The organism is Streptomyces sp. NPDC127114 (assembly GCF_042677525.1).
In the GTDB taxonomy this organism is placed as follows: domain Bacteria; phylum Actinomycetota; class Actinomycetes; order Streptomycetales; family Streptomycetaceae; genus Streptomyces.
In genome coordinates this window covers 48,606-61,805 of sequence record NZ_JBHXTJ010000032.1, presented here as the reverse complement: position 1 = coordinate 61,805, position 13,200 = coordinate 48,606, and the positions used below count along the sequence as shown (strand labels likewise).

At 71.6% G+C, this 13,200-nt stretch carries 13 protein-coding genes; 7 read left to right on the top strand and 6 right to left on the bottom strand.

What is annotated here, in order from left to right; genetic code table 11:
- Positions 1-77 precede the first annotated feature (77 nt).
- On the bottom strand, positions 78-755 hold the full coding sequence (locus ACFVGS_RS27315) for a rhomboid-like protein (protein WP_385694120.1): 678 nt from the start codon (positions 753-755) through the stop codon (positions 78-80).
- 57 nt (positions 756-812) lie between these two features.
- Positions 813-2,216, bottom strand: coding sequence for a dihydrolipoyl dehydrogenase (lpdA, locus tag ACFVGS_RS27310; protein ID WP_384407576.1), 1,404 nt, complete (start codon positions 2,214-2,216; stop codon positions 813-815).
- Positions 2,217-2,382: 166 nt separating this feature from the next.
- On the opposite strand from lpdA, the gene ACFVGS_RS27305 reads away from it, so the two are divergent.
- Together ACFVGS_RS27305 and ACFVGS_RS27300 are read left to right on the top strand one after the other, a co-directional pair.
- A complete protein-coding gene (locus ACFVGS_RS27305) occupies positions 2,383-3,066 on the top strand; it encodes a FadR/GntR family transcriptional regulator (protein ID WP_384407578.1) in 684 nt (227 codons plus the stop codon).
- 179 nt (positions 3,067-3,245) lie between these two features.
- The gene (locus ACFVGS_RS27300) at positions 3,246-4,481 is read left to right on the top strand and encodes a CynX/NimT family MFS transporter (protein ID WP_384407687.1); all 1,236 of its coding nucleotides are present in this window, start codon (positions 3,246-3,248) and stop codon (positions 4,479-4,481) included.
- Positions 4,482-4,557: 76 nt separating this feature from the next.
- Here ACFVGS_RS27300 and ACFVGS_RS27295 read toward each other — a convergent pair whose 3' ends face one another.
- The 4 genes from ACFVGS_RS27295 to ACFVGS_RS27280 are packed head-to-tail and all read right to left on the bottom strand — an operon-like array spanning position 4,558 to position 8,123.
- Positions 4,558-5,277, bottom strand: coding sequence for an ABC transporter permease (locus tag ACFVGS_RS27295; RefSeq protein ID WP_384407580.1), 720 nt, complete (start codon positions 5,275-5,277; stop codon positions 4,558-4,560).
- Positions 5,278-5,291: 14 nt separating this feature from the next.
- Positions 5,292-6,206 (bottom strand): ABC transporter ATP-binding protein, encoded by a 915-nt coding sequence (locus ACFVGS_RS27290; protein WP_384407582.1) that lies wholly within the window; start codon positions 6,204-6,206, stop codon positions 5,292-5,294.
- Positions 6,207-6,255: 49 nt separating this feature from the next.
- Positions 6,256-7,170 carry an ABC transporter permease gene (locus ACFVGS_RS27285; RefSeq protein WP_385694117.1) on the bottom strand — a complete coding sequence of 305 codons (915 nt, stop codon included), beginning with the start codon at positions 7,168-7,170 and terminating at the stop codon, positions 6,256-6,258.
- Complete coding sequence (locus ACFVGS_RS27280) at positions 7,167-8,123, bottom strand: ABC transporter ATP-binding protein (protein ID WP_384407689.1); 957 nt, start codon at positions 8,121-8,123, stop codon at positions 7,167-7,169. The genes ACFVGS_RS27285 and ACFVGS_RS27280 overlap by 4 nt, the downstream gene beginning before the upstream one ends.
- 230 nt (positions 8,124-8,353) lie before the next feature.
- On the opposite strand from ACFVGS_RS27280, the gene ACFVGS_RS27275 reads away from it, so the two are divergent.
- From ACFVGS_RS27275 to ACFVGS_RS27255, 5 genes are all read left to right on the top strand, one after another.
- Positions 8,354-9,214, top strand: coding sequence for a M24 family metallopeptidase (locus ACFVGS_RS27275; protein WP_384407691.1), 861 nt, complete (start codon positions 8,354-8,356; stop codon positions 9,212-9,214).
- A complete protein-coding gene (locus ACFVGS_RS27270) occupies positions 9,214-11,004 on the top strand; it encodes an SDR family oxidoreductase (protein ID WP_384407586.1) in 1,791 nt (596 codons plus the stop codon). The genes ACFVGS_RS27275 and ACFVGS_RS27270 overlap by 1 nt, the downstream gene beginning before the upstream one ends.
- A 78-nt stretch (positions 11,005-11,082) precedes the next feature.
- Positions 11,083-12,042 (top strand): MerR family transcriptional regulator, encoded by a 960-nt coding sequence (locus ACFVGS_RS27265; RefSeq protein WP_384407588.1) that lies wholly within the window; start codon positions 11,083-11,085, stop codon positions 12,040-12,042.
- A 95-nt stretch (positions 12,043-12,137) separates the two neighbouring features.
- Positions 12,138-12,683, top strand: a complete 546-nt coding sequence (locus ACFVGS_RS27260; protein WP_384407590.1) for an RNA 2'-phosphotransferase — start codon at positions 12,138-12,140, stop codon at positions 12,681-12,683.
- A gap of 41 nt (positions 12,684-12,724) precedes the next feature.
- Positions 12,725-13,186 carry a hypothetical protein gene (locus tag ACFVGS_RS27255; RefSeq protein WP_384407592.1) on the top strand — a complete coding sequence of 154 codons (462 nt, stop codon included), beginning with the start codon at positions 12,725-12,727 and terminating at the stop codon, positions 13,184-13,186.
- Positions 13,187-13,200: the final 14 nt, after the last annotated feature.

Below are 13,200 nucleotides of genomic sequence, written 5' to 3'. Positions count from 1 at the left end.
AAAAGCGGTACGGAAAGCGGGGCGGCCCGCGCGGTTCGCCCCCGCGCGCTCGAAGCGGCCGCCCCGTTCCCGTACGGTCAGTGTGCGCTCGTCCGGGGCCTGCCGACCACCGGTTTATCGCGCGTGAGCGGCCAGAACGCCAGCCCGATCACGAGCGAGATCGCATGGCCGAGATCCGTGTACGTGCGGTCGGTGAGCAGCGGTACGGCGAAGAAGGACACAGCGCCGGCGAGGTAGAACCAGCGCCACGGGCGCGGCAGCCGGTAGGTGAGGATGCCGACCGCGGCGGCGAGCCCGTAGCTCACCCCGATGTCGACGACGTGCGCCATGCTGCGCGGCACGTCGTGGTCCTGGATCGCCTCCAGGACCACCTTCTGGCTGATGAGCGTGGCCGCGATGTGCGCCGTGGCGACGACGACGAGCCATTTCACCGTGCCGAGCCAGCGCTCGACCGGCGCGTGGAAGACCTCGAAGAGGACCGCGTAGAAAGGCAGGCTCGCCGGATTCTGGATCCAGAACGCACTGCCGACGAGTGCCCGCATGGGATGGCGGGAGAGTTCGTACAGATTGCTGCTGTTGCGGTGGAGCAGATAGTGCTCGACACCGTCCGAGGAAAGCGCGATGACCAGACTGGTGATCGCGATGACGAGCAGCCAGAGATGCGTACCGGGCGACGAACGCACCCACGACCTGATCGGCCGGGACGGTTCGCCACCCGGAACAGCCTGCACATGCGGTGAGGTTTTGCTCGGCACATATCAGTGCCTATCACCCGAAGCCGGGTGACAGCCGGGCGGTGCCCGCGAAAGGCCTCAGAAATTGATCATGTGTCCGGCAATGCCGTGGACCGCTTCCTTCACGGCCTCGCCCAGGGTCGGGTGGGCGTGGACGTTGCGGGCCACCTCGTGGACCGTGAGGTCCCACTGCTGGGCCAGGGTCAGCTCGGGCAGCAGCTCGGTGACGTCGGGGCCGATGAGGTGGGCACCGATGATCTCGCCGTACTTGGCGTCGGCGACGATCTTCACGAAGCCGGTCGAGTCGCCGAGGCCGTGCGCCTTGCCGTTCGCCATGAAGGGGAACTTGGCGACCTTGACGTCGTAGCCCTTCTCGCGGGCCTGCGCCTCGGTGTAGCCGAAGCTGGCGATCTGGGGCTGGCAGTAGGTCGCGCGCGGGATCATCACGTAGTCGAGTTCCATGGTCTCGGCGTCCGCGATGGTCTCGGCGGCGATGACGCCCATGGCCTCGGCGGTGTGCGCGAGCATCAGCTTCGCGGTGACGTCGCCGATGGCGTAGATGTGCGGCACGGAGGTGCGGGAGCGGCCGTCGACCTCGATCGCGCCGCGCTCGGTGAGGGCGACACCGGTGTTCTCCAGGCCGTAGCCGGAGACGTTCGGCGCGAAGCCGATGGCCTGCAGGACCTTGTCGGCCTCCAGGACCTTCTGCGTACCGTCCTTGGCGGTCACGGTGACGCGGACCTGCGGGCCGGACTCGTCGATCGCGTCCACCCGGGTGGAGGTGAGGACGTCGATGCCGAGCTTGCGGTACTGCTTCGCGAGCTCCTTGGACACCTCCTCGTCCTCCAGCGGGGCCATCCGGTCGAGGAACTCGACGATGGTGACCTTGGTGCCGTAGTTGTTCAGCACGTACGCGAACTCGATGCCGATCGCGCCGGCGCCGGCGATGACGATCGACTTCGGGGCGTCCTCGGCGAGGATCTGCTGCTCGTACGACACGACGCGGTCGCTGAGCGCGGTACCGGGCAGCAGACGCGGGCTGGCGCCGGTGGCGATGATGCAGTTGTCGAAGGTGATCGTCTGCGTGGTGCCGTCGGACTTCGCCACCTGGAGGGTGTTCGCGTCGAGGAAGGTGCCCCGGCCGTCGAACTCGGTGATGCCGTTCTTCTTCATCAGGAAGTGGACGCCCTTGACGCGGCCGTCCGCGACCGTGCGGCTGCGGCGGAACGCCTCGCCGTAGTCGAAGGAGACGGTGCCGTCGACCTTGATGCCGAAGGTCTTCGCCTCGTGGTTGAAGATGTGGGCGAGTTCGGCGTTGCGCAGCAGCGCCTTGGTGGGGATGCAGCCGACGTTCAGGCAGACACCGCCCCAGTACTTCTCCTCGACGACCGCGACCCGCTTGCCCAGCTGGGCGGCGCGGATGGCGGCGACGTAGCCGCCGGGGCCAGCTCCGAGTACGACGACGTCGAAGCGGTCTGACATGACTGACTCCCGAGGGTGGTGAGGGTGTTCGGTCCGCGTACGAGTCACACGTGCCCACGTACGAGGCCACAGTAGTCCGGTCGCTGCGGCCCGGCCGGGGAGGCGAGGGACGTCACTTGTAGGATGACTGGGCAACCGGGCGAATGAGTGGAATCGAGGAGTGTCGATGGCGGCGCTGAAGGCGGCGGGGCGGGTCTCGCTGGTGGACTCGGTGGTCGAGCAGCTGCGGGCGCAGCTCGCCGAGGGCGAGTGGGCCGTCGGCGACCGCATCCCCACCGAACACGAGCTCGCCGAACTCCTCGGCGTCGGCCGCAACACGGTCCGCGAGGCCGTCCGGGTCCTGGTCCACGCAGGGCTCCTGGAGTCCCGCCAGGGCAACGGCACCTTCGTCCGGTCCACCGCCGACCCGGCCGCCGTCCTCCGCGGCGTCCGGCACGCGGGCGCCCGGGACGTCCTGGAGCTGCGCGCCGCCCTGGAGGCCGAGGCGGCCCGGCTCGCGGCGGTGCGGCGGGACACCCACGACCTGCTGCGGCTGCGGGCCGCCCTGACCACGCTGCGCGAGGAGGGCGACCGGGACGCCGACGCGGACCTCGCCTTCCACCTGGCGGTCGTCGAGGCCACCCACAACACCGCCTTCCGCGAGGTCTACCGCTTCTTCTCCGCGCAGGTGCACGAGGTCCTGGTGGAGGCGCTCGGCGACCGGTCGATGCCGCCGGTCGACATCGACGCCCACGAGGCCCTGGTGGCCGCGATCGAGGCCGGCGACGCGGAGGCGGCCGAGGCCGGGGCACGCGAACTCCTGCGGGTACCGCTGGAGACGGTCGCGGCCCTGGCGGAGGGCTCGCGGTGAGGGCGGAGACGGGAAGCCTGGCGGGGACGGAGGTCGGGGGCCAGGGGGTGACGGCGGCTGGGGTGGCTGGGGCGGCCGGGGTGGCTGAGGCGGCTGGTGCGGTCGGGGCGGCTGGTGCGGTCAGGGCAACTGAGGCGGCGGGTGCGACCGGGGCGGCTGGGGCGGCTGGGGCGGCCGGGGTGGTCACGGCGGCCGGGGCGGGCGGGCGGCGGGGGGCGCTGCTTGGGCGCCCGGCGCTGCTCATGGTCGGCATCGTGCTCGCCTCGCTCAACATGCGGGCCGCCCTCGCGAGCGTGTCGCCGCTGGTGAGCGAGCTGGCAGAGGCGTACGGGCTGTCCTCGGCGGCCAGCTCGCTGGTGACCTCGGTGCCGGTGCTCTTCCTGGGGCTCGGCGCGCTCGTGGCGCCGTGGCTCGGCCGGCGCTTCGGCGCCGAGCGGGTGCTGTTCGCGGCGCTGTTGCTGCTCGGCGCCGGGATCCTGGTGCGGGTGCTGCCCTCGGCGGCGGCGCTCTACGCCGGCGGGGTGCTCGTCGGCACGGCCATCGCCCTGTTGAACGTCCTGATGCCGAGCCTGATCAAGCGGGACTTCCCGGGCCGGGCCGCGTCGATGACCTCCGTGTACACGGGCGCGATGATCGCGGGCGCCACGGTCGTCGCCGCCGCTTCGGTGCCGCTGGAGCGCGCCCTCGGCGGGTGGCGGGCCTCGCTCGGCGTCTGGTCGCTGCTGGCGGTGGTGGCGGCGCTCGCCTGGCTGCCGCAGGTGATCGCCGCCCGTGGCCGTACGGGGAACGAGGTGCGGGCCGCGGCGGCGGCCGGCTCGGGGGCGCTCCCGGGCGACGGAGGGGCCCGGTCCGTGTGGCGGTCTGCGCTCGCCTGGCAGGTGACCCTGTTCATGGGGCTGCAGTCGCTGTGGTCGTACGTGCTGATCGCCTGGATGCCGACGATCTTCACCGACCACGGGATGAGCCGCTCGACGGCCGGTGTGGTCTTCGCCTTCAACAACCTGATCCAGGTCGCGGGCGCCTTCGCGGTTCCGCTGCTCGCGGGCCGGATGCGGAGCCAGCGGCCGCTGATCGTGCTGGTGACGACCATGGTCGCCGCCGGGTACGCGGGCCTGATGGTGGCGCCGGTGCAGGGTGCCTGGCTCTGGTCGGCGGTCCTCGGGCTCGGCCAGGGCGGGGCGGTGGGCCTCGCCCTGACCCTGATCGTGCTGCGCTCGGGCGACGCGGTGACCGCCGCCCGGCTCTCCGGCATGGCGCAGACGGTGGGCTATCTGCTCGCCGCCGCCGGCCCGCTGGCCGCCGGTGCCCTGCACCAGGCGACCGGCTCGTGGACGCTGCCGATCGCCGCGGTCCTGGGCGTGTGCGCGACGGCACTCGCGGTGGGACTGCTGGCGGCCCGGAACCGTACGGTCTGAGGACGCGCACGGCTCCGGGCGCGACGGCCCGAGGAGACCGGCGACCGCGCGGGCCGGAGCCGGGCGGGCCGGCGGGCTACTCCTCGCCCGCCAGGGTCAGCGTCCGCAGCTTGTGGCCGGCGAACCAGGTCGCGCCGACCGTGACGGCGGCCAGCAGCGCGACCGCCGTGGGCAGTGCCACGTCGGAGCTGATCAGGCTGTCGCCGGTGACCTTCTCGGCCAGTGCCAGCGCCCACTGCTGGACGCTCAGGGTGCGGGCGCCCGCGATGAGGGAGCCGAACAGCGCCTCCCACACCAGGGCGTAGACCAGCCCGATGACGACGGCGTGCCGGCTGACCGTGCCCAGGAGCAGGAACAGCGCGCTGTACGCGATGGAGGCGACGAGGGCCGCCACCGTGTAGGCGACGGCGACCTGCTGCCCGTTGCCGTTGAGGACGAAGCCGGCGATCAGCGTGGGCACGGCGGAGAAGACCATGGTCACGGCGATGGCGACGATCAGCTTGGTGAAGATGATCGTGGGCCGCTTCACGGGCTTGGAGAGGAGATAGACGATCGATCCGTCGTCGATCTCCGGTCCGATCGCTCCGGTACCGGCGATCACGCCGATCAGCGGCACCATCGTGGCGAGCGCGAAGCCGCCGAGGACATCGGCCGCGACCTGGTCGTCGGCCCCGTTGAACATGCGGACGGCGGCGGCGATCAGGATGAGCAGCGCGGGCAGCGCGAAGAGGATCAGCGCCCGCCGGCGGCCGAGGAGGGCCCGGTAGGTGAGCCGGGCGACGGTGGGGTTGTACATCGGTCGGGCTCCTTTCAGGCCGCTACGAGATACGAGAAGACGGATTCGAGGGACTCGTCCGAGGGCGAGACCGTGAGCAGCCGGATACCGCGCTCCCTGGCCACCCGCGGCAGCAGTTCGGTGAACCGGCCGAAGTCCACGGCCTGGATGCGCAGTCCGCCCTCGGCGCTGTGGTCGACCTCGATGCCGGCCGTGGACGGGTCGGCGATCAGCGCCGCGGCCAGGGCCCGGTCGTCGCTGGAGCGGACCAGGTAGCGGTGCGGGCGGTCGGTCATCAGCCGGCGGATGCGGCGGAAGTCGCCGGAGGCCGCGTGCCGTCCGGCCACGATCACCTCGATGTGCGAGGCGAGCTGCTCGACCTCCTCCAGGATGTGCGAGGAGAACAGCACCGTGCGGCCCTCGGCGCCCATGCGGCGCAGCAGGTCCATCAACTGCATGCGCTGGCGCGGGTCCATGCCGTTGAAGGGCTCGTCGAGCAGCAGCACCGACGGCTCGTGGACGAGGGCCGAGGCCATCTTCACGCGCTGCCGCATGCCCTTGCTGTACGTGGCGATCTTGCGGTCCTGCGCGTACTCCATCTCCACCGTGGCGAGGGCCCGTTGCGCCTCGGCGTCGCCGAGGCCGTGCAACTCGGCGTTGGCGACGACGAATTCGCGGCCGGTGAGGAAGTCGTACATCGCCTCCCGCTCGGGGACGACGCCGATCTGCCGGTAGACCGACTCGTTGCGCCAGATCGCCGCGCCGTCGAGGGTGACGGTGCCGGTGGAGGGCGCGAGGAAGCCGCCCATCATGTTGATGAGGGTGGACTTCCCGGCGCCGTTGGGGCCGAGGAGACCGGTGACGCCCGGGCCGATGGTCATGGTGACGTCGTTGACGGCCACGACGTTGCCGAACCAGCGCGAGGCGTGGTCGATGGAAAGAGTGCTCATGGGCGCAGCCCATTCTTTGGAAGGGTGGTGGTGGGCGACGGGAGGGCCATTACAGCCCGACCTTTCGGTAGCGGCGCATCAGCACGCCGTACGAGCCGGCGACGAGAGCGAGGACGACCAGCAGGTAGACCGCGCCGACGCCGGCGCCGGGCGCCGCGGCCTCCCCGCCGGGGAAGGGAGTGGGCGCGCCGAGGAAGGCCGACTGCACGCCGCCGATGAGGGTGATCGGCGAGAACAGGCCGATCCACTTGACGGCGCTGATGTTGTCCGTGCTGTAGGCGATGCCCTGGAGGGTGGTGACCGCTCCGTAGGAGATGACCAGGGTGGCGATCACGGCGGCGACGCCGAAGCCGCGGCGCGGCGTGAGGGCCGCCATGACGAGGCCGATGCCGCCGAAGAGCAGCGACAGCAGCGCCACCGAGAGGAGTCCCTGTCCGAACATCTGGGTCTGGTCCCCGAAGTCCATCTTGGCGAGCAGCGAGCCGATCCAGAGGATCAGCAGCGGGGAGGCCGTGAGCAGGAAGAGCGCCGAGGCCATCGCCCCGTACTTCGCGAGGACGTAGTCCGTGCGCTCGATCGGGCCGGCGAAGTACAGCGGCACGGTGCGGAAGCGGAGGTCGCGGGAGACGGACTGCGGGGCCTGGGCGGCCACGTAGATGGCGATGACCATCTGGAGGTAGATCGCGTACTGCGTGTACTCGATCGCCAGCTTCGAGGACTTGGTGACGACGGCGACCGCGACGATGATCAGCGCGGGCACGCACATCACGGCGAACAGCAGCATCGGCAGCACCTTGGACTTGGCGCTGCGGCCGAGTCCGTACGCCCCGCGCAGCGACTGCGAGAACAGCGCCTGGCGGGCGGCGCCGCGACCGAGCCGCGGACCGTCGTAGCTGCGGTAGCCGATGTTGTGGATCCGGCTGTTCTCGGGGGCCTGGACGGGCCCGGGGGCCTGCGAGCTCATCGCGCCGGCACCTCCTCCTGCTGCTGCGTCTTGAAGACCTCGGCGATGTGGTGGCGGCGCTGCTCCATGCGCACCAGGCCGAGGCCGAGGCCGGCGACGGTGTCCCGGACGAGGTCGTAGGTGTCCTCGCCGGAGGCCTCCAGGAGCAGGATGTGGCCGGCGCCCGGCAGGCCGTCCTCCACACCGGGGTGCAGGGTGACGCCGGCGGCGGTCAGGGCGGCGCGCAGCGCCTCGGTGCCGTCGGGGTGCGCGTCGGAGTCGGTGACCTCGACCGCGAGGGTCGTCGTGGTGCGGGTGAAGTCCGTGGTGGAGCTGGAGCGGAGCAGCCGGCCGCCGTCGACGACGACGACGTGGTCGCAGGTGCGCTCCAGCTCGCCGAGCAGGTGCGAGGTGACGAGGACCGAGATGCCGAAGTCCGTCCACACCCGGCGGATCAGCCCCAGCATGTCGTCGCGGCCGACCGGGTCGAGGCCGTTGGTCGGCTCGTCGAGCAGCACCAGCTGCGGGTCGTGCACCAGCGCCTGCGCGAGCTTCACGCGCTGCTTCATGCCGGTCGAGTAGCCGCCCATGGGGCGGTAGCGCTCCTCGTACAGGCCGACGTGGCGCAGGGTGTCCGCGGTCCGCTCGCGGGCCGCGGTGGCGGGCAGGCCGGACATGCGCGCCATGTGGACGACGAACTCGGTGGCCGAGACGTCGGGCGGCAGGCAGTCGTGCTCCGGCATGTAGCCGACGCGCTCGCGGATCCGGGCGCCGGACGTCGCGACGTCGAGTCCGAGGACTTCGGCGCGGCCCTCCGTGGCCGGGGACAGACCAAGAAGGATCTTGATCATGGTGGACTTGCCGGCTCCGTTGGCACCCACCAGTCCGGTCACACCGGGCCCGATGTCCAGGGAGAGCCGGTCGAGAGCGGTCACCCGGGGGAACCGCTTGCTGAGGCTTTCGGTCACGATCACAGTCACGCCTTCGACGGTAGTGGCGTGGGCCACAGCGGTCGTCAGCCCAACGGCTCGATCCATGTCCGACTCCAGGCGTACAAGCCCGTAAGGGAGTCGCGACCAAGGTCTCGTTTTCCACAGGCCCGTGCACGCCTCTTGACGCAGCCGCCGGGCATTGTCACATTCATCGATGTCAAGTTACGGACGCGTAGCGCAGTCGGGCGCTCACACGGGACGGGCGGGTGGCCATGGCATCGGCAGGTACGGCAGTGACGCGCGAACTGACCGAGGAGCTGCGCGGGTTCAGAGAGGTCCAGCGGCTCGCGTACGAGTGCGCCGAGGCCGTCGCGGCGCAGCTCAGGCCCGGCGTCACCGAGCGCGAGGCGGCGCGGATGCAGCGGCAGTGGCTGTACGCACGGGGCGTGCGGGACTGGTTCCACCGGCCGTTCGCCTGGTTCGGGGACCGCACGGCCTTCGTCGGCTTCCGGATCCCGCTCCAGTTCTTCCCGACCAACCGGCGGCTCGAGCCCGGCATGCCGTTCATCCTCGACATGGCGCCCGTGTACAAGGGCTACACGGCGGACGTCGGCTACTCGGGCTGCCTGGGCCTCGACCCGGTCCACGACAAGCTGCTCGCCGACCTGAGGGAGCACCGGGAGCTGATCCTGCGCGAGGTGCGCGAGCGCCGCTCGCTGCGGGAGATCTACGAGGACGTGGACCGGCTCATGGTCCGCCAGGGATACGCGAACCGGCACCGGGCGTATCCCTTCGGCGTGATCGCCCACAAGATCGACCGGGTGAAGGAGCGCCGCTGGTCGCCGACCCTGTTCGGGTTCGGCACCCAGTCGCTCAAGGGACTGGCGAGCGACGCCCTGCACGGCCACCGCGAGGGCTGGTCACCGCTGTGGTCCCCGTACACGTTCTCCGACCACCCGCCCAAGCCCGGCCTGTGGGCGGTCGAGCCGCACCTCGGGTTCCGGGGGACGGGCGCGAAGTTCGAGGAGATCCTGGTCGTCACCGACTCCAGGGACCCCGAGCAGAGCGCGTTCTGGCTGGACGACGACCTGCCGCACGTGCGGCGCTGGAACGAGGAAGGGAAGGCGGCCTGATGGCGGGGAAGACGGGACTCGACGGGGCCCGGGAGCGCTGGGTCCGCACGGGCGGGATCGAGCTGTGCGTGGCCGAGCTGGGTGACGAGGGCCGCCCGACGGTGCTGCTGGTGCACGGCTATCCGGACTCCAAGGAGGTCTGGTCGGAGGTCGCGGTCCGGCTCGCCGACCGCTTCCACGTCGTGCTGTACGACGTCCGCGGCCACGGCCGGTCGACCGCGCCGGCCCCGCTGCGCGGCGGCTTCACCCTGGAGAAGCTGACCGACGACTTCCTGGCCGTCGCGGACGCGGTCAGCCCGGACCGGCCGGTCCACCTCGTCGGGCACGACTGGGGCTCGGTGCAGTCCTGGGAATTCGTGACGGTGCCCCGTACCGAGGGCAGGATCGCCTCCTTCACCTCGATGTCCGGGCCGTCGCTGGACCACTTCGGGCACTGGATCAAGACCCGCATGGCCCGGCCCACCCCGCGCCGCGTCGGCCAGCTCCTCGGCCAGGGCGCCAAGTCCTGGTACGTGTACCTGCTGCACACGCCGGTGCTGCCCGAGCTCGCCTGGCGCGGACCGCTCGGCCGAAGCTGGCCGCGGATCCTGGAGCGGTTCGAGCGGGTCCCCGCCGGCGACTACCCGACGCCCTCCCTGCCGGTCGACGCGGCGCACGGCGCCTGGCTCTACCGGGACAACGTGCGGTCCCGGCTGGCCCGGCCGCGGGCCGACGCCTTCGCCCACGCGCCCGTGCAGCTGATCACGCCCACCGGCGACGCCTTCCTGTCGGAGCGGCTCTACGACGACCTGGCCGACTGGGTGCCGGACCTGACCCGGCGCACCCTGCCCGCCAGGCACTGGGTGCCGCGCACCCGGCCGGACCGACTGGCGGCGTGGATAGGCGAGTTCGTCGAGGCGAACGAGGACCCGGCGACCAGGGCGCCGAAGCCGGCGGCGAAGAGCGGGGTCCGCCCCGAGTACGCGGAGCGGTTCGGCGGCCAGCTGGTCCTGGTGACCGGCGCGGCCAGCGGCATCGGCCGGGCCACCGCCTTCGCCTTCGCGGAGGCCGGCGCCCGGGTCGTGGCCGTGGACCGGGACGCCGAGGGCGCGGCCCGCACGGCGGAGATGTCCCGGCTCATCGGCGCGCCCGAGGCCTGGGGCGAGACCGCCGACGTCGCCGACGAGCAGGCGATGGAGAAGCTCGCCGCGAAGGTCGCGAGCGAGTACGGCGTGGTGGACGTGCTGGTCAACAACGCGGGCATCGGGCTGACCGGTGCGTTCCTGGAGACCACGACCGAGGAGTGGAAGCGGGTCCTCGACGTCAACCTGTGGGGCGTGATCCACGGCTGCCGGGTCTTCGGGGCGCAGATGGCCGGGCGCGGCCAGGGCGGCCACATCGTCAACACGGCCTCGGCGGCGGCCTTCCAGCCGTCCCGCGCGCTGCCCGCGTACAGCACGTCGAAGGCGGCGGTGCTGATGCTCAGCGAATGCCTGCGGGCCGAGCTGGCGGACCAGGGCATCGGCGTCTCGGCGATCTGCCCGGGCATCGTGAACACCAACATCACGGCCACCGCGCGGTTCGCCGGAGTGACGGACGAGGCCGAGGAGAAGCGGCGGCAGCAGAAGGTCTCGCGGCTGTACGGGCTGCGCAACTACCCGCCGGAGAAGGTCGCGGACGCGATCCTGCGCGCGGTGCTCCACGACCGGGCGGTCGTCCCGGTGACCCCGGAGGCCCGCGGCGCCCACCTGTTGTCGCGGCTCTCCCCGCGCGCGCTGCGGGCGCTGGCGCGCGTGAAGCCTCCGGCGTAGCGAGACGGCGAGGCCCCGAGGCGGGCCGGGCGGGACTGGTGGGTCGTACCATCCCTCGACGGGCGAAAGGAGCGAGCGGTGGGAACGGGATTGTCCGAGCAGTCGGCGGCGGCACAGCCGGAGTACCGGATCGAGGATCTGGCCCATCACAGCGGGGCCACCGTCCGGACGATCCGCGCCTACCAGGACCGCGGTCTGCTGCCCCGCCCGGAGCGCCGCGGCCGGTCGAACGTGTACGGGGACACCCACCTGGCCCGGCTGCGGCAGATCGCGGACCTGCTCGACCGCGGCTACACCCTGGCCTCCATCAAGGAGCTCCTGGAGGCCTGGGACGCCGGACGCGGGCTCGGCGGGGTGCTCGGTCTGGTCGCCGAGGTCGACGGCCCGTGGACGGACGAGGAGGCCGACCGGATCTCCCGCGCCGAGCTCGACGCCCGCTTCGGCGGCACTCCCGACGAGGACGCCGTGCGCGAGGCGATCGAGCTCGGCGTCCTGGAACGCATACCGGACCGGGAGACCGAGGAGTACCTCGTTCCCAGTCCCCAAGAGCTCGCGGTGGCGGCCGAGTTGCACGCGGCGGGCGTCCCGCTGTCCGCGATCACCGGTCACCTGCGGGAACTTCGCGGCCAGGTCGAGCACATCGCCGCCCGCTTCCTGGAGTTCACCGCCGAGCACGTCTTCGCCCGCTATCTGGAGCACCGGCCGCCGACGGACGCCGACGCGGCCGAGGCGGCGACCCTGGTGCGCCGGCTCCGGCCGCTCGCGCAGCAGACGGTCGACGCGGAACTGGCCCGGGCGATGCGGACGTTCGCGACCCGCCACCTCCAGTACCACCTCTCGCCCGACGCCGCCGTTCCGGGAGACCGGGAGCCGCGTTCGGTGTCCCTGCCGCCGGAGACGATTCGCGCCGTGGAACGGCTCGTTGGCCGGGAGAACGTGGCGGCTTTCGTCACGGCGGCAGCCGAACGAGAGGTACAGACGCGGACATTGGACACCCTTGCCTCAAATGCCGTGAATGCCAACCAAGTCGGTCAATAACCAAAGAAGCAAAGGGGAGTTCTCCACAGAGACGCCAACTAGCCTGTGGATAAACCCACTTGGCTGTGGAACAAACCTGTGGCTTCAATGGATTCATGAATGACGAGAAACGCACCGTGAAGGTGTCGAAGTACCTCTCGAAGCACCTCCGCCACCAGCCCGAACGCATCGGCCTGGTCCTCGACCCGCACGGCTGGACCGAGATCGACGCCCTCCTGAAGGCCGCCGCCGACCACGGCTTCCCGATCACCCGCGCCGAGCTCGACCACGTGGTCGCCGCCAACGACAAGAAGCGCTTCGCGATCGAGGGCACCCGGATCCGTGCCAGCCAGGGCCACACCGTCCCGGTCGACCTCGACCTGCCGCCGGCCGAACCGCCCGCGTACCTCTACCACGGTACGGTCGCCGCCCGGCTCCCCGCCATCCGGACCGAGGGCCTGCGCCCCATGGCCCGCCACCACGTGCACCTCTCGCCCGACCGGGAGACCGCCACCCGGGTCGGCGCCCGCCGCGGCCGCCCCGTGGTGCTGAGCGTCGACGCCGGTGCCATGCACCGGGCCGGCCATGTCTTCCACATCAGCGCCAACGGCGTCTGGCTCACCGACGCCGTACCGCCGGCGTATATCCGCTTCCCCGGCTGATCCCGGCCGAGACCAGCCGCTGCTGCGGCATGATCGTTCCCATGGGCCGACACCAGCACCCGCACCTGCCCACGACCGCATCGGCCGTGCGGGCGATCCGCGCCGTCGCCGAGGAGTTCGGCCTGGAGATGAGGGTCACCGACGACATCGGCGCCGATCAGACCTCCCGCCGCACCTCCGCCGGTGCCTTCACCGTGCTCGACCCGGACGGTTCCCTCCCCCACGAGGCCCACGTCGAACTCGGCGGCTCCCCCGCCGTCAGCGTCCGGCTCTTCCCCGAGGACGACGCGAAGATCACCGTGGAAGGGGTCGTCTTCGAGGACGTGCCCCGCGACTCCGTCCCCGCCTTCCTCCGCTCCGCGTACGGCGGCCTCGCCCACGTGAAGGGCCGCTTCTTCCCGCCCGGCTGGTGGCTGGTCGTCCCGCTCCCCGGCGACGAGTCCTACAAGGAGCTCGTCCTCGGCGACCTCCTCAGCCCCTGGCTCTCCCGTCACGTCCGCTGACCTCTCCCCGTACG